A 16,918-nucleotide genomic window follows, 5' to 3' on the forward strand; every position below is an offset into this window, starting at 1 on the left:
TCGGAGCGTGACGGATGGGGCGAAACAAGACGTTCGGTCAGCCGTTCTCGCCGAAACGGATCACCTTGGCGAATTCGTCCGCCTTCAAACTGGCGCCACCGACCAGGCCACCGTCGACGTCGTCCTTGGCCATGATGCCGGCCATGTTGTCACCCTTGACCGAACCGCCGTAGAGGATGCGCGCGGCCTCGGACACCTCACCGGAGTACAGCTCGGACAGACGCACGCGGATGGCCGCGCACACCTCCTGGGCGTCCTCGGGGGTGGCGACCTCACCGGTGCCGATGGCCCACACCGGCTCGTAGGCCACCACGATCCGCTCGGCCTGCTCGGCGGGGACCTCCTTCAGGGCCCCGTCCAGCTGGGCCAGGACGTGCTCGACCTGCCGGCCCGCCTTGCGGACCTCCAGGCCCTCGCCCACGCACAGGATCGGCACGATGTCGTTCTTGAACGCGGCCTTGACCTTGGCGTTGACCAGGGCGTCGTCCTCGGCGTGGTACTCACGACGCTCGGAGTGGCCCACCAGCACGTAGGAACATTCCAGCTTGGCGAGCATCGAACCGGAGATCTCACCGGTGTAGGCGCCCTTGTCGTGGGCGGAGATGTCCTGGGCACCGAACTTGATGCTCAACCTGTCCCCGTCCACCAGCGTCTGCACGCTGCGCAGGTCGGTGAACGGCGGCACGACGACGACCTCGGCCTTGTCGTAGTCCTTGTCCTTCAGGGCGAAGGACAGCTTCTGGACGAGCGCGATCGCCTCCAGGTGGTTGTTGTTCATCTTCCAGTTGCCCGCGATGAGCGGCAGGCGCTTGGACATCGTCGTCACTTCCTTCTTACAAGTTCTCGTGGATGGTGCCGAGGCTATTCGGCGAGGGCGTCGATGCCGGGCAGGTCCTTGCCCTCCAGGTACTCGAGACTGGCACCACCACCGGTGGAGATGTGACCGAAGGCCGTCTCGTCGAAGCCCAGGACGCGCACGGCCGCGGCGGAATCACCACCACCGACGACGGTGAAGGCGTCGGAGTCGATGAGTGCCTTGGCCAGGGCGCGGGTGCCGCCGGCGTAGGGCTCCATCTCGAACACGCCCATGGGTCCGTTCCAGAAGACCGTCTTGGTGTCGGCCAGCTTCTCCGCGAACAGGAGCCTGCTCTTGGGGCCGATGTCCAGACCCATCCGGTCGGCCGGGATGGCGTCGACGTCGACGTCGTCGTGCGGGGCGTCGGCGGCGAACTTCTCGGCCGCCACCACGTCCACCGGCAGGACGATCTCCACACCCTCGCGCTCGGCGCGCTCAAGGTAGCCGCGGACCGTGTCGAGCTGGTCGGACTCCAGGAGGCTGGAGCCCACCTCGTAGCCCTTGGCCTTGAGGAAGGTGAACACCATGCCGCCGCCGATGAGCAGACGGTCGGCGGTGCCCAGGAGGTTGTCGATGACACCGAGCTTGTCGGAGACCTTGGATCCGCCCAGGACGACGGCGTAGGGGCGCTGCGGGTCGCCGGTGAGCTTCTTGAGCACCTCGACCTCGGTCAGCACCAGACCTCCCACCGCGTGCGGGAGCTTGTCGGGCAGGTCGTAGACGCTGGCGTGCTTGCGGTGCACGGCACCGAAGGCGTCACCCACGTACAGGTCGGCCAACCCGGCGAAACGGTCGGCGAGCTCGCCGCGCTCGGTGTCGTCCTTGCTGGTCTCGCCGGGCTCGAAGCGCACGTTCTCCAGCAGCGCGACCTGACCGTCGGTCAGGGCCCCGGCGGTGGCGCGAGCGGACTCACCGGCGGTGTCGGTGGCGAAGGCGACCTCGGTGCCGAGCAGCTCGCCCAGGCGGGCGGCGACGGGGCGCAGCGAGAACTTCGGGTCCGGCGCGCCCTTGGGTCGTCCCAGGTGGGCGGCGACGATGACGCGGGCACCGCGCTCGCGCAGCTTGGTGATGGTGGGCAGGGCGGCCCTGATGCGCCCATCGTCGGCGATGCGCTCGCCGTCCAGGGGCACGTTCAGGTCGGCCCGGACGAACACGCGCTTTCCGGAGACGTCGAGGTCGTCGATCGTCCGCATGTTGGTCTCCTCGTTGGAGTTTGTGAAGTCGGGGGGGCACGCACGCGACGGCACCCCTACCGCGCCGGGCGGTAGGGGTGCCGTGTCAGGCGTGCGCGGCCATGAGCCGTGAGATACCCGTGGCTACAGGTTGGAGCCGACCAGCTTGGCCAGGTCGACCAGGCGGTTGGAGTAACCGAACTCGTTGTCGTACCAGCCCAGGATCTTGACCTGGTTGCCCATGACCATGGTCATGCCGGCGTCCAGGGTGCAGGAGGGCGCGGTACCGACGATGTCGGAGGAGACGATCGGGTCCTCCGTGTAGATGAGCACGTCCTTGAGCGGGCCCTCGGCCGCGGCCTTGAACGCGGCGTTGACCTCGTCCTTGGTGACCTCGCGGTCCACGGTGACGACCAGGTCGGTGGCCGAGCCGTCCGGCACGGGCACGCGCATGGCCATGCCGTCCAGCTTACCCGCCAGCTCCGGGATGGCCAGGGCGGTGGCCTTGGCGGCACCGGTGCTGGTGGGGATGATGTTCTGCGCGGCGGCGCGGGCGCGACGCAGGTCCTTGTGCGGCAGGTCCAGGATGACCTGGTCGTTGGTGTACGCGTGCACCGTGGTCATGAAGCCCTGCTGGAAACCGAAGTTGTCCAGCAGCACCTTCGCCATGGGCGCCACACAGTTGGTGGTGCAGGAGGCGTTGGAGATGATGTGGTGCTTGGCGGCGTCGTACTTGTCGTCGTTGACGCCCATGACGACGGTGATGTCCTCGCCCTTGGCCGGGGCGGAGATGATGACCTTCTTGGCACCGGCGTCGATGTGCTTCTGCGCGTCCTCGGCCTTGGTGAAGATGCCGGTGGACTCGACGACCACGTCCACGTTCAGGTCGGCCCAGGGAAGCTGGGCGGGGTCGCGCTGGGCGAGGACCTTGACGGTCTTGTCGCCGACGCGAATGAAGTCCTCGCCGGCCTCGACGGCGACCTGCAGGGTGCCGAGGACGGTGTCGTACTTGAGCAGGTGCGCGAGCGTCTTGGTGTCGGTGAGGTCGTTGACCGCGACGATTTCGATGTCGCTGCCAGCGGCGGCGACCGCGCGCCAGAAATTGCGGCCGATACGGCCGAAGCCGTTGATGCCTACACGGATGGTCACGGAACCATTCTCCTCATTCATCGCACAGCAGTTTCACCCGGGCGTTCACGTCCGGGGATCCGAGGCCTGCACGACCCGGATCGACCATGTTGAACAGCGTGAACGCATAACAGGTGTTCACAAAGAGCCTAGCGGAGCGCCGGCGGAGAACCGCTCGGACCCCACGCTCGACGACCCTTCCACCCTCGCGGATTCACTACCCATCCTGGCACCACGAACCAAAGAGGTCTATACCATTTTCGGAAGTTATCCGGGAGTTTCCGCAGTTAACAAAGGTGAACATCTCCGGCGGCCCGAATCCGGGGACGTACGGACCGACCCGAGGGGGCGTACTTCCTCAGGGCACCATCATGTCCGGGGTGAGGTTCGCCTCTGTCCCCTCGATGCCCAGGTCGCCCGCTCGCTTGTCCGCCATGGCCAGCAACCGCCGGATACGCCCGGCGATGGCGTCCTTGGTCAGCGGCGGCACCGAGAGCTGGCCCAGTTCCTCCAGTGAGGCCTGCTTGTGCGCCAGCCGCAGCTGACCGGCGGCCACCAGGTGCTTGGGGGCGTCCTCCCCCAGGATCTCCAGGGCCCGCTCCACACGAGCACCCGCCGCGACCGCCGCGCGGGCGCTGCGCCGCAGGTTGGCGTCGTCGAAGTTGGCCAGACGGTTGGCGGTGGCGCGCACCTCACGGCGCATCCGCCGCTCCTCCCAGGCCAGCACACTCTGGTGGGCGCCCAGCAGGGTCAGCAGTGCCCCGATGGAGTCGCCGTCGCGGACCACCACCCGGTCCACCCCGCGCACCTCGCGGGCCTTGGCGTGCACCTTGAGTCGACGGGCCGCACCCACCAGGGCCAGCGCCGCCTCCGGTCCGGGGCAGGTGACCTCCAGCGACATCGACCGGCCCGGTTCCGTGAGGGAGCCGTGCGCGATGAAGGCTCCGCGCCAGGCCGACTCCGAGTCGCAGGCGCCACCGGCGACCACGTGCCGCGGCAATCCCCGCACCGGGCGACCGTTGTTGTCCACCAGCCCGGTCTGCCGGGCCAGGGACTCACCGTCCTTGATCACCCGCACCACGTACCGGTTGCCCTTGCGCAACCCGCTCGGGGAGAGCACGACCACCTCGGACTCGTGCCCGAAGACCTCGGAGATGTCCTTGCGCAACCGGCGCGCGGCCGCCCCCGTGTCCAGCTCCGCCTCGATCACGATCCGGCCGCCCACCAGATGCAGGCCTCCGGTGAAGCGCAGGATGGTGGACACTTCCGCCTTACGGCAGCATGGCTTGAGAATCGCCAAACGGCTCAACTCGTCCTTCACCACGCCGGTCATCGCCATCTCTGCGATCCTCCCTTTGAGCTGTCAGCAAACCGGTGTTCACACCCGACACCGGCCACCGCCGCCCGGCGTGAGAACCGGGCGACCTACTCGTCGCAGACTACGTGACCCGGGCCTTCACACCGACCCCTGTACGGCGTGTCGTCGATCCACCGACCCAGGTCACAGGCGGCGTGTCGGCCTTCGTGGCGATGTGGGGTCAATTGCCCCTCGAACCCTTGGACCCCTTCGCGTCCCTGAGCGACTCCAGATGATCGCGCAGCACGATGGCGTGGTTGTGCTCGGTGTCCTTGGCCGCGTACAGCAGGGTCACCCGTCCCCGCGCGGCCGCCTCCAGGAGGGGTTCGAGCGCCTCGGGGTTCTCCTCCAGTTCGGTGCGGTACCGCTCGGCGAACTCCTCGAAGCGTTCCGGGTCGTGCCCGAACCAGGTGCGCAGGTCCGAGCCGGGCGCCACGTCCTTGAGCCAGGTGACGTCCGCCATGGCGCCCTTGCTCACCCCGCGCGGCCACACGCGGTCCACGAGGAAACGCTCACCGGGCGGCGGGTCCTCCTCTTCGGGGTGCTTTTGAGCGCGGACCTCGTCGTAGACACGTTCCAGGTGGATACGGTGCTCGTCGGTCATGCGATCGACCTTCCCCGATGAGGGTCGACACGAACCCGGACCGTCAAGGTTCGTCCTCTTCGGGAGCGGTCAGTACGCGCTCGAACGCCGCGGCGAGCTTGTCGGAGTCGTGTCGAGGCGTTCCATCACCGCGACTCAGGTCGGCCAGTTCCAGCCGACCGCCCAGTTCACCGACCACCGACATGAGTGGGAACGGGTCCTCGACCATCCCGATGTCGGCCAACACCACGTCCACACCGAGTTTGGGCGCGTGTTCGCGCAGCACCTCAAGGTAGGTCTCCGGGCGAAAGCCGTCGGTCTCGCCCTTCTGCGGCGACAGGTTCAACGCCACCATCCGCTTGGCCCGCGTGGTGACCAGGGCGTTCGCCAGTTCAGGGACCAACAGGTGCGGCAGGACGCTGGTGAACCAGGACCCGGGTCCGAACACCACCCAGTCGGCCTCCCGGACCGCCTTGACCGCCTGTGTGCTGGCCGGGGGCTCCTCGGGCAGCAGTGACACCGAACGCACCCGCCCGTTGGTGCTCGCGCAGGCCACCTGACCGCGCACCGTGGTGAGTTCGTCGGGTCGCTCGGGGTCCACCCCGGCCACCTCGGCTGAGATCTCCAACGGTACCGACGACATCGGCAGCACCCGGCCGTGGGCGCCGAGCAGTTGGCCCACCCAGTCCAGGCCCGCCACGGAGTCCCCCAGCAGCTCCCACAACGCCACGATCAGTAGGTTGCCCACGGCGTGGCCGTGCAGGTCGCCCTCGGATCGGAAGCGGTGCTGCAGGACCTGGGTCCACGTGTGACCCCACTCGTCGTCCCCGCACAGCGCCGCCAGCGCCATCCGCAGGTCCCCCGGCGGAAGCACTCCCAACTCCTCGCGTAGACGACCGCTGGAGCCGCCGTCATCGGCCACGGTCACGATCGCGGTGACGTCGGTGGTCACCCTGCACAACGCCGACAGCGAGGCGTACAGGCCGTGCCCGCCTCCCAGCGCCACCACCCGAGGTGGACGCGACACATCCTCCCCGTCCGGTTCATCTGGTTCGCCCGGCTCGGTGCTCTTCGGCATGCCTTCGGCCTGTCCCCTCGTCCCCTGATCCAACGGACACCCCGGCCCACCGTGCCCGAGCCCCTGCACGGGGCCGAGGAACCGACCGTGATCGGGCCAATGTAAGTGAAGACGCCCCTCTTGGCGATTCGGTTCACCGGACGGTATCGGTGCGGTTTCGGGCCGGGGTCCTCCTGGTCACTCGCGGCCGACGTCGCGGTGAACGACGTTGACGTCCACCCCTTGTCCTCGCAGTCTCTCGGCGAACTGCTCCGCCATGGCCACGCTGCGGTGCTTACCGCCGGTACAGCCCACGGCCAGGGTCATGTAGTGCTTGCCCTCGCGCTGGTAGCCGGCGATGGTCAGCTTGAGGACCTCGACGTAGGCCTCCAGCATCTCCTTGGCCCCGTCCTGGGAGAGGACGTAGTCGCGCACCGGCTCGTCACGCCCGTTCATGGGCCTGAGCTCGGGCACCCAGTGGGGGTTGGGCAGGAAACGACAGTCCAGCACCAGGTCGGCGTCGACCGGCAGACCATGCTTGAACCCGAAGGAGACCACGTTGGCGCGGGTGCGCGCCTCGTCGCTCTCCCCGAAGAAACCGATCACCCTCGCCTTGAGCTGGTGCACGTTGAGCTGGGAGGTGTCGATGACCAGGTCGGCCTCGCCCCGAATGGCGAGCAGGGTCTCGCGCTCACGGACGATCCCGTCGGTCAAACGTCCCTCGCCCTGCAGGGGGTGGGGCCGGCGCACCCCCTCGAAACGACGGACCAGGGCCTCGTCGGAGGCCTCCAGGAACAGCACGCGCGCGGTCATGTCGCGCTTGCGAAGCTCCTCGACCGTGGACAGCAGGTCCTCGGTAAAGGCCAGCGAACGCACGTCCACCACCACAGCCACCCGCGGCACCGCACCGTGGGTGCGACCCGCCAGCTCGATCATCGTCGGCAACAGCCCCGGCGGCAGGTTGTCCACCACGAACCAGTCCAGGTCCTCCAGCGCCCTGGCCGCCGTACTGCGTCCCGCACCGGACATGCCGGTGACGACGACCACCTCGGGGGGAAGTACCCCACCCAGTTCGACCGTCATTTGTCTCCTCCCCCGTCGGTACTCTGCTCTGCCGTCACCCCGGGGCCCTTCCCACCCTGTCCGGCGGGGCCACCGGACAGGTGCGCGTGCACCGCCTCTGCCAGCTTGGCACCGATTCCGGGCACGGCCGCGATCTCCTCGGCGTCGGCCTCGGCCAATCGTTTCACCGAACCGAACTCCTTGATGAGCGCGCTCCGCCGGGCCGGGCCCAGTCCGGGCAGCTCGTCCAGGCTGCTGCCGGTGAGCGCCTTGGCGCGCTTTTGCCGGTGGTAACGGATGGCGAACCGGTGGGCCTCGTCACGCACCCGTTGAAGCAGGTAGAGCCCCTCCCCGTTGCGCGGAAGGATCACCGGATCCTCGTCGTCGGGGAGCCACACCTCCTCCAGCCGCTTGGCCAGCCCGCACACGGCCACGTCCTCGATGCCCAGTTCGTCCAGGGCACGCCGAGCCGCCTCGGCCTGGGGTCGGGCACCGTCCACCACCACCAGGTTGGGCGGATAGGCGAACTTGCCGGGCACCGGCTCGCCCTCGGCCGTGTCCGGCCGGGCGCCATGGTCGCCGGTCTCACCCATGCGGGCGAGCTCACCGGCCTTGGAGCTCTCCTCCAGGTAACGACGGAACCGACGCTTGACCACCTCGTACATGGCCGCCACGTCGTGCAGTTCTCTGCCGCCCTCTCCACTGCCGCGCACCGAGAAGCGCCGGTACTCGGACTTGCGCGCCAGTCCGTCCTCGAACACCACCATGGACGCGACCACGTGTTCGCCCTGCAGGTTGGAGATGTCGAAGCACTCGATGCGCAGCGGGGCCTCGGCCAGGTCCAGAGCCTCCTGGATCTCGTTGAGGGCCCGAGAACGCGTGCTCAGATCGCCGGCACGGTGCGTCTTGTGCCGGGCCAGCGCCTCCTTGGCGTTCTTGTCGACCGTCTCCATGAGGGACTTCTTATCGCCCCGCTGCGGCACCCGCAGGTCCACCGTGGAACCGCGGTGTCCGGACAGCCATCGGGCGACAGCGTCGAGGTCGGCGGGTTCGTGGGAGACCAGGACCTCGCGCGGCACCGAGGTACCGGTGCCCTCGGTCTCCTCCTCGCCGTCCAGTCCGCCATAGATCTGACGCAGGAAGGTCTGCATGAGCTCGCCGGAGTCGGCGTCGGTGACCCGGTCGACCACATACCCCCGTCGGCCACGGATCCGGCCACCGCGCACGTGGAAGATCTGGACCGCGGCCTCCAACGGGTCCTCGGCCATGGAGATGACATCGCAGTCGGTGGAGTCGGGCAGGACCACGGCCTGCTTCTCCAGGGCGGCGCGCAGGGCCTCGATGTCGTCGCGGATCCGCGCGGCCCGCTCGTACTCCTGTTCCTTGGCCGCCTCCTTCATCCGGCCCTCCAGGCCGCGGATGAAGCGCCCGGTGTCACCGGCCATGAACGAACAGAAATCCTCGGCCAGGTCACGGTGCTCCTCGGGTGTGGCCTTTCCCACGCACGGGGCGACGCACTTGCCGATGTACCCGAGCAGGCAGGGCCGGCCGCTGTTACGAGCCCCCCGGAAAACCCCGGCGGAGCAGGTGCGCACCGGAAAGACCCGCAGCATCAGGTCGACGGTCTCGCGGATGGCCCAGGCGTGCGAGTACGGGCCGAAGTACCGCACCCCCTTGCGTTTGGCTCCGCGCATCACCTGTACTCGTGGGAACTCCTCGTTGAGGGTCACCGCCAGGTAGGGGTAGCTCTTGTCGTCGCGGTACTTGACGTTGAAACGCGGGTTGTACTGCTTGATCCAGGAGTACTCCAGCTGAAGCGCCTCGACCTCGGTACCGACGATGGTCCAGTCCACGTCGGCGGCGGTGGAGACCATCTGCTGGGTGCGCGGGTGCAGCCCGGCGAAGTCACGGAAGTAGGAGGACAGGCGTGACCGCAGGTTCTTGGCCTTGCCCACGTAGATGACGTGGCCGGCGGTGTCCTTGAATCGGTAGACGCCCGGTTCGGTCGGGATCGATCCGGGCGCCGGTCGCAGGTGAGGAGTCGCAGCCATACCCCCATTCTGGTGGGTCGCGAGGACAGACGGCCACCTGCCCGGTGCCCGAGGACCCATATACCTCCGTGAGCCACAATGATCGTTCATTCAAACGTCACGATTTAGTATCCACATGCCCTAAGTTGGGCGAGTAACTCAGCAACTTCCCGACATCGACGACAAGGAGGTCCACGCCGTGACCGTTGCGCACTGGATCGCGATCGGCATCGCCGTCGCGGTCTCCATGGCCCTCGTCTTCGTGCTGCACTGGGTGCTCAACCACAAGTTGGGCAAGGTCTGGCCGATGGCCCGCCACGTGGTCTCGCGTTCGGCCGTGACCGCCTACACCGCGGCCGCGGTGGTCGGCGCGAACCTGGCTCTGCCCAGCGTGGGCGACGTGGGTTGGAGCACCTACTCCATCATCGAACACGCGATGCGGATCCTGATGATCAGCACGCTGACCGCGCTGGGCCTGAGCCTGGCCTACGCCGCCACCGACATGGTGTTGCAGCGCCTGTCCTTCAGCAACGGTGACGCCGACCGTCGAGCCCGCAGACTCCAGACCCAGGTCCGCCTGCTGCGCCGCGTCATCACCTCCATCATCGTGGTCCTGGCGATCGCCGCCATCCTCTTCACCTTCGACGCCGTACGCGCCCTGGGGGCCGGGCTCCTGGCCTCGGCCGGTGTCATCGGTATCGTCGCCGGTGTCGCCGCGCAGTCGACCCTGGGAAACCTGTTCGCCGGACTCCAGCTGGCCTTCAGCGACGCCCTGCGCATCGGCGACGTCGTCGTGGTCGAGGGCGAATGGGGCCGGGTCGAGGAACTGAGCCTGGTCAACGTCACCATCAAGATCTGGGACGAGCGCCGACTGGTGGTCCCGGTCGTCAACTTCACCACGACCAGCTTCGAGAACTGGACCAAGTCCGGCACCAACATCACCGCCAAGGTCGAGTTCCCCCTGGACTGGGAGGTGCCCATCGCCGAACTCCGCGAGGAGGCCGGCAAACTCATCACCTCCAGCAACAACTGGGACGGCCGCAGCTGGTCCTGCCAGGTCGTGAACATCAGCGAGTCCGGTGAGGTCGTGGTCCGCGTGGTCGCCACCGCCGCCGACACCGGCGGTCAGTGGAACGTCGCCTGCGAGATCCGCGAGCACCTCGTCACCTGGTTGGCCACCCACTACCCGCAGTCGCTGCCGCGCAAGCGCACCGAGTTCGTCTCCGGCGGCGACGAGGAGGAGTCCGGCTACGCCGCGCGGTTCCCCACCTCGGCCTTCCGTCGTGCCACCGCCGCCTCCGTCGCCGCGCACGAGGGCAACGGCGACGCCCGCTCGGGAGACCCGGAGGAGGCCTGAGCCCCCTCTTCCCGCACCTTCTCGAACATGGGGGAGCCCCGCCCGATCCGGGCGGGGCTCCCCCATGTCGGATCCGGGATCCGCTAATCCAGGATGATGTCGGTGCCGTCGATGGTGACGGTGAACGTCTCCAGGGGGTCCTGCGCGGGCCCGGCCACCGGTTCGCCGGAGGTGTAGTCGAACTCACTGCCGTGGCACAGGCAACGGATCAGCTCCTGGTCCACCTCCTGGACCGTGCAACCACCGTGGGTGCAGGCGGCGTCGAAGGCCTTGAACTCACCCTTCTCCGGTTGGGTCACCACCAGCTTGCTGTGGCTGAACACCGTTCCGCCGCCCTCGGGAACCTCGGTGGTCTGGCCGATCACCTGGCCTCGGCGCACCTCCTGCGGTTCGGGAGGTTCCCCGCAGGCGCTCACGGCACCGACGGCCGTGGCCGCGCCCGCCGCACCGAGCAGACGGCGCCTGCTCATCCCGCACCCGCATGTCCTCATTCCGGCCACGACCGAACGCTCCTCACCTGCGCCTGAAAGTCCACTACGAACTGTAGTAGCTCAGGTGGGGTGCCCCGTCCCGGCCCCCGCGCGGCGACGACCTCAGAGCATCTTGGCGAGGAAGCGTCCGGTGTAGGACTCCGCGACCGCGCCGACCTCCTCCGGGGTGCCCTCCGCGACCACCAGGCCACCACCGGAGCCGCCCTCGGGGCCCATGTCGATGACGTGGTCGGCGGTCTTGATCACGTCGAGGTTGTGCTCGATGACGATCACGGTGTTGCCGCTCTCGGTGAGTCTGTCGAGCACGCCCAGCAGCTTGCGAATGTCCTCGAAGTGCAGACCCGTGGTGGGTTCGTCCAGCACGTACACGGTCTTGCCGGTGGATCGGCGCTGCAACTCGGAGGCGAGCTTGACCCTTTGGGCCTCGCCGCCCGAGAGCGTGGTGGCGGGCTGCCCCAGGCGCACGTACCCCAGACCCACGTCCACGAGCGTCTGCAGGTGGCGACGGATCGCGTTGATCGGCTCGAAGAACTCCAGGGCCTCGGCGATCGGCATCTCCAACACCTCGGAGATGTTCTTGCCCTTGTACTTCACCTGCAAGGTCTCCCGGTTGTACCGGGCGCCGTGGCACACCTCGCAGGGCACGTACACGTCGGGCAGGAACTGCATCTCGATCTTGAGCGTGCCGTCACCGGAGCAGGACTCGCAACGGCCGCCCTTGACGTTGAAGGAGAACCGGCCCGGCTGGTAGCCGCGTGTCTTGGCGTCGGTGGTCTGTGCGAACAGCTTGCGCACGTGGTCGAAGACCCCGGAGTAGGTGGCCGGGTTGGAGCGCGGGGTGCGACCGATGGGGCTCTGGTCGACGTGCACCACCTTGTCGACCTTGCCCATGCCGTTGACCCGCAGGTGCCGTCCGGGCACGTCGCGGGCACCGTTGAGCTCCTTGGCCAGCGCCTTGTACAGGATCTCGTTGACCAGCGTTGACTTGCCCGAACCGGACACCCCGGTGACCGCGGTGAACACACCCAGCGGGAAGGTGACGTCGATGCCCTCCAGGTTGTTCTCCCGGGCCCCGCGCACCACCAACTCATGCCCCTTGGTCAGGGGTCGACGCTTCTCGGGCAACTCGATGACGCGCCGCCCCGACAGGTAGTCGCCGGTCAGCGAGTCGGTGGCGGTGTAGAGCTCGTCGACGATGCCGGAGACCACCACGTGTCCGCCGTGCTCGCCGGCGCCGGGGCCGATGTCGACGATCCAGTCGGCGGCTCGGATGGTGTCCTCGTCGTGCTCGACCACGATGAGGGTGTTGCCGATGTCGCGTAGCCGCTGCAGGGTCTCCAGCAGGCGGGCGTTGTCGCGCTGGTGCAGCCCGATGGAGGGCTCGTCCAGGACGTAGAGGACACCCACCAGGCCGGAGCCGATCTGGGTCGCCAGACGGATGCGCTGGGCCTCACCACCCGAGAGCGAACCCGAGGAGCGGGCCAGGCTGAGGTAGTCCAGCCCCACGTCCAGCAGGAAGCCCAGGCGGGCGTTGATCTCCTTGAGCACCTGCGCGGCGATGACCATGTCGCGGTCCGAAAGCCTCAGGTCGGCCAGGAAGGCGGCGCTCTCGCTCAGCGACATCGAGGCGACATCGGCGATGGACCTGCCGCCGATCGTCACCGCGAGCACCACCGGCTTGAGCCGGGTGCCGCCGCAGGTGGGGCAGGGCACGCTGCGCATGTAGCCTTCGAGGCGCTCCCGGGTGTGGTCGCTCTCCACCTCGGAGTGGCGACGCTTCACCCAGGGCACCACGCCCTCGAACTCGGTGTAGTAGGAGCGGCTGCGCCCGTACCGGTTGCGGTAGCTCACGTGGACCTGGGTGTCGTGCCCCTCCAGGATGGCCTTGCGGGCCTGCCGGGGCAGCCGCTCCCAGGGGGTGTCGGTGTCGAAACCGATGGCCTCCCCCAGGGCCTTGAGGATGCGCTCCCAGTAACCGCCGTTCGGGCCGCCCGACCAGGGGGCGATGGCACCGTCGGCGAGCGTTTTCTCCGGGTCGGGCACGAGCAGGTCGCCGTCGACCTCCATGCGGGTGCCCAGGCCGGAGCAGTCGGTGCAGGCGCCGTAGGGGGCGTTGAAGGAGAAGGAACGCGGTTCGAGCTGCTCGAAGGACAGGTCGTCGTAGGGACAGTACAGGTGCTCGGAGAAGACCTTCTCCCGCTCGGGGTCGTCGTTCTCCAGATCGACGAAGTCCAGGACGATGGTGCCACCGGCCAGCTTCAGCGCCGTCTCGACCGAGTCGGTGAGCCGGCCCAGGGAACCGGGCTTGACGCTGAGACGGTCCACGACCACGGAGATCTCGTGCTTGTCGTAGCGGCCCAGCTTGGGCGTCTCGTCCAGACGCACCGCTCGGCCGTCGACCATGGCGCGGGTGAAGCCCCTGGACTGCAGGTCCTTGAAGAGCTCGACGTACTCGCCCTTACGGCCGCGCACGACCGGGGCGAGCACCTGGAAACGGGTGCCCTCGGTCATCTCCATGACCCGATCGACGATCTGTTGAGGGCTCTGCCGGGCGATCTCGCGGTGGCACTCGGGACAGTGCGGCACGCCCACGCGCGCCCACAACAGGCGCAGGTAGTCGTAGACCTCGGTGATGGTCCCGACCGTGGAGCGCGGGTTGCGGCTGGTGGACTTCTGGTCGATGGAGACCGCGGGCGACAGGCCTTCGATGAAGTCGACGTCGGGTTTGTCCATCTGGCCGAGGAACTGACGGGCGTACGCCGACAGTGACTCGACATAGCGGCGCTGGCCCTCGGCGAAGATCGTGTCGAAGGCGAGCGAGGACTTGCCCGAGCCGGAAAGGCCCGTGAACACGATCATGGAGTCGCGGGGCAGGTCCAGGGAGACGTCCTTGAGGTTGTGCTCCCGTGCTCCACGGACCACCAGTTGTTCGACCATCGAGTGAGACATCCTTCGCGGTGCGGCGGTCGCAGGCCCGTCCGGGCCATGGCGGGGATGCGGGGAGGGGGTCGCCTCCCCCATCCGCCAAGACTAACGATCGCCCGTGACGGTTTCTTCCACCAAGCAGAAGTGGTGGTGGCCATGACGCGTCGGCGTCAGACCACCACCACTATAGACGAACAACCGTTCGAATACCGGAGGTTCCTTGAAGTCCTCGAACCCGCTCAGGACCGGTCGGCGGAGCCGTCCGTCTTCGCCTCGACCTGCCCGTCCTTGTCGCCGTCCGAGCGCGACTTGATCAGGCTGCCGATGATGGTGATGGTCATGATGCCCAGGATGACGGTCAGCGAGGCGCCGATACCGACCTCGATGACGTGCACGCCGTTCTCGTGCAGAGCGTGCAGGATCATCTTCACGCCGATGAAGACCATGATCGCCGACAGGCCCCAGCTGATGTAGGCCAGACGATCCATGAGACCGGCCAGGAGGAAGTACAGCTGACGCAGACCCATCAGGGCGAAGGCGTTGGCGGTGAAGACGATGTAGGCGTCCTGGGTCAGACCGAAGATCGCCGGGATGGAGTCGACGGCGAAGACCAGGTCGATGACACCGATCGCGACGATCACCAGCAGCATCGGGGTCACGTGACGACGACCGTCGAGCTTCACGGTCATCTTGGCGTCGTGGTAGTCGTTCGTCACCGGCCAGAAACGCTTGACCAGGCGCACCACCGGGGTCTGCGTGAAGTCCTTGTCGTCCTCGTCACCCTTGAGGTGGTCCCGGATGATCTTGTAGCCGGTGTAGATGAGGAAGACGCCGAAGAGGTAGAAGACCTCGCTCCAGGCGTTGATGACCTGGGCGCCCAGGACGATGAAGATGCCGCGCATCACGATCGCGATGACGATGCCGACCAGCAACACCTCGTGCTGGTACTTCTTGGGCACCGCGAAGCCCGTCAACAACAGATAGAAGACGAACAGGTTGTCGATGCTCAGGCTCTTCTCGGTGACGAACCCGGCGAAGTACTCGGCACCCGCGGTGCCACCGCCGAAGTACATGAGACCGAGACCGAAGACCACGGCGAGGCCGATGTAGAAGACCGCCCACCAGCCGGCCTGCTTCATCCCGAATTCCATCGGGCCCTTGGTCTTGCTCCAGGGACGGTCGACGATGATCAGGTCCAGGGCCAGGATCAAGATCATGGCCGCGATGGTGGCAGCCCAGATCCACAGGGGAACGTTCACTGACGGATTCTCCTCCGGTCGGTGCGCGCGAGCGTTGTGCGCGCACGAAAAATAACCGGAGGTCTCTCCCGCCCGCACCTCGAAGGTGTGGACCGACGGAACCGGGAACACATCGTTGTGGTCCGTGATGACGGCGCCGCCGCGACAGGGATACTCCCCTCACGTGGTGAAGCAGGCGCAAGAAGCGCACCAACAAAGGGTACGCCATCCGAGCCGGTCCTCAGGATGCCATGAACCATCCCCGGGGGGAAGTCGCCCCGACGGTGGTATCGCCCATTCCGGAGGGCCACATCCCCCTTGCCGAACGCACTCACCATCGGGCCACCGTCTTGTAGAGCGAACACACCGACTCCAACACGTCCTCCTCCGTCGGCAAGGACCGCGCCGCCTCGCGTGAACGCGTGCGCAGATCGTCGGCGAGCTCGGGATCGTCGAGCACCCGCCCGACCGCGGCGGCGAACGCCCGGGGATCCCCGGGGGGCGCCATCAACACCGTGCCCGCGTACAGGTCGGGGATGCCGCCCACCCGGGTGGCCACCACCGGCAGACCGGCTCGCAACGCCTCCATGATCACCAGGGAAGGACCCTCCCAACGGCTGGTGAGGCAGAACACGTCCGCGGCGGCCAACAGGTCCGCCACGTCGTCACGACGGCCCAACATGCGCACGTCCGCGTCCATCTCGGCGGCCACGTCGTGCAACTCCCCCCACAACGGCCCGTCCCCGGCGATCACCACCACCGGTTCGGGCGTCCGGTCGGCGACCGTCGACGCCGCGTCCAGCAGCATGTCGATCCCCTTCTGCTCGGCCAGACGCGCCACCGTGAGCAGCAACGGCCGCTCCGGCGAAACCGCCAGGTCGCGGCGGGTCTCCTCACGACCCTTGAGCTCCCGCCCCGCCGCCGGCGCCGCCACCACCGCCATGCGCGCGCCCTCGGCCCCCGCCGCCCGCAATCGCTCCACCAGGTCACCGGAGACCCCCAGCACGGCGTCGGCGCGCAACGCCACGATCCGCTCCAGCACCGGATAGACCGCGGCCAACGGCCCTTCCGCCGGGGGCGGCCCGCTGTGCGCGGTCACCACCAGCGGACGCACCCCGGCCAGGGCGCACAGAGCACCGGCGCGCAGACCGTGCGCGTGCACCACGTCCGCGCCACCGAGCAGGGACCGCAACCGCAGCACCGCCCCGGGATCGGACCACGACGGTCCAGTGCCGATCCGCACCGGTGAGAACCTCATCCCTGCCTCGGTGAAACCGAAATCCCGCTCGACCTCGGGTGGGCCGAGCACCGCCACCCGGTATCCGCGCCTCAGTAGTCCCGCGCCCAACGAGCGCACATGGCGACCCACACCTCCGGTGCTGGTCCCGACCACCAGTGCGATCCTGTCGTTCACCGTGTCCCCTCCTGCGTTCGAGTACCTTCCGGGCCCGACCGGCCACCACACGCACCGCCGATCGCCGGCACCACGGCGGCCGCCCCGGCGCGACGCCCGAGTCGTTGGCGCCCGTGTCGCCGAGCATGGAACGTTCGGCCGGTTCGTCGGGGAACAGGGTGAGGGAGACTCCCTTCAACGGGCCGACCAGGGGTGCGATCGGTTGGTCAGCGCCGGGGCGGCGACCAACAGGGCGAACTTCACCGCGC

General features: G+C 68.0%; 13 protein-coding genes. 1 reads left to right on the forward strand and 12 read right to left on the reverse strand.

What is annotated here, in order from left to right:
• Window positions 1–37: 37 nt before the first annotated feature.
• The 8 genes from tpiA to uvrC all read right to left on the reverse strand — a co-directional run bounded on the left by tpiA (window position 38) and on the right by uvrC (window position 9,266).
• On the reverse strand, window positions 38–817 hold the full coding sequence (tpiA, locus tag NLI01S_RS16350) for a triose-phosphate isomerase (RefSeq protein ID WP_067605315.1): 780 nt from the start codon (window positions 815–817) through the stop codon (window positions 38–40).
• Window positions 818–861: 44 nt separating this feature from the next.
• The gene (locus NLI01S_RS16355; protein WP_067605317.1) at window positions 862–2,049 is read right to left on the reverse strand and encodes a phosphoglycerate kinase; all 1,188 of its coding nucleotides are present in this window, start codon (window positions 2,047–2,049) and stop codon (window positions 862–864) included.
• A gap of 123 nt (window positions 2,050–2,172) precedes the next feature.
• Window positions 2,173–3,177 (reverse strand): type I glyceraldehyde-3-phosphate dehydrogenase, encoded by a 1,005-nt coding sequence (gene gap / locus NLI01S_RS16360; protein WP_067605319.1) that lies wholly within the window; start codon window positions 3,175–3,177, stop codon window positions 2,173–2,175.
• A 337-nt stretch (window positions 3,178–3,514) separates the two neighbouring features.
• Window positions 3,515–4,495, reverse strand: a complete 981-nt coding sequence (whiA, locus tag NLI01S_RS16365; RefSeq protein WP_067605321.1) for a DNA-binding protein WhiA — start codon at window positions 4,493–4,495, stop codon at window positions 3,515–3,517.
• Window positions 4,496–4,694: 199 nt separating this feature from the next.
• Complete coding sequence (locus tag NLI01S_RS16370) at window positions 4,695–5,117, reverse strand: DUF488 domain-containing protein (protein WP_067605323.1); 423 nt, start codon at window positions 5,115–5,117, stop codon at window positions 4,695–4,697.
• Between the two features lie 43 nt (window positions 5,118–5,160).
• Window positions 5,161–6,174: a gluconeogenesis factor YvcK family protein gene (locus tag NLI01S_RS16375; protein WP_190318488.1), complete on the reverse strand. Its 1,014-nt coding sequence runs from the start codon at window positions 6,172–6,174 to the stop codon at window positions 5,161–5,163.
• Window positions 6,175–6,351: 177 nt separating this feature from the next.
• The gene (rapZ, locus tag NLI01S_RS16380; RefSeq protein WP_067605325.1) at window positions 6,352–7,236 is read right to left on the reverse strand and encodes an RNase adapter RapZ; all 885 of its coding nucleotides are present in this window, start codon (window positions 7,234–7,236) and stop codon (window positions 6,352–6,354) included.
• The gene (uvrC, locus tag NLI01S_RS16385; RefSeq protein WP_067605329.1) at window positions 7,233–9,266 is read right to left on the reverse strand and encodes an excinuclease ABC subunit UvrC; all 2,034 of its coding nucleotides are present in this window, start codon (window positions 9,264–9,266) and stop codon (window positions 7,233–7,235) included. Before uvrC ends, rapZ begins: the two co-directional genes overlap by 4 nt.
• A gap of 178 nt (window positions 9,267–9,444) precedes the next feature.
• Between uvrC and NLI01S_RS16390 the strand changes: the two genes are divergently transcribed.
• A complete protein-coding gene (locus tag NLI01S_RS16390; protein ID WP_067605331.1) occupies window positions 9,445–10,602 on the forward strand; it encodes a mechanosensitive ion channel family protein in 1,158 nt (385 codons plus the stop codon).
• An 83-nt stretch (window positions 10,603–10,685) separates the two neighbouring features.
• Here NLI01S_RS16390 and NLI01S_RS16395 read toward each other — a convergent pair whose 3' ends face one another.
• The 4 genes from NLI01S_RS16395 to NLI01S_RS16410 form a co-directional block, all read right to left on the reverse strand.
• On the reverse strand, window positions 10,686–11,072 hold the full coding sequence (locus NLI01S_RS16395) for a Rieske (2Fe-2S) protein (RefSeq protein WP_067605337.1): 387 nt from the start codon (window positions 11,070–11,072) through the stop codon (window positions 10,686–10,688).
• A gap of 123 nt (window positions 11,073–11,195) precedes the next feature.
• Complete coding sequence (uvrA, locus tag NLI01S_RS16400; protein WP_067605339.1) at window positions 11,196–14,030, reverse strand: excinuclease ABC subunit UvrA; 2,835 nt, start codon at window positions 14,028–14,030, stop codon at window positions 11,196–11,198.
• Between the two features lie 227 nt (window positions 14,031–14,257).
• Window positions 14,258–15,277 (reverse strand): TerC family protein, encoded by a 1,020-nt coding sequence (locus NLI01S_RS16405; protein WP_067605341.1) that lies wholly within the window; start codon window positions 15,275–15,277, stop codon window positions 14,258–14,260.
• Between the two features lie 310 nt (window positions 15,278–15,587).
• Entirely contained in the window at window positions 15,588–16,670 is a 1,083-nt protein-coding gene (locus NLI01S_RS16410; RefSeq protein ID WP_067605343.1) for a glycosyltransferase family 4 protein, read from the reverse strand.
• Window positions 16,671–16,918 lie beyond the last annotated feature (248 nt).

This window comes from Nocardiopsis listeri NBRC 13360, from assembly GCF_001570765.1.
GTDB lineage: Bacteria > Actinomycetota > Actinomycetes > Streptosporangiales > Streptosporangiaceae > Nocardiopsis > Nocardiopsis listeri.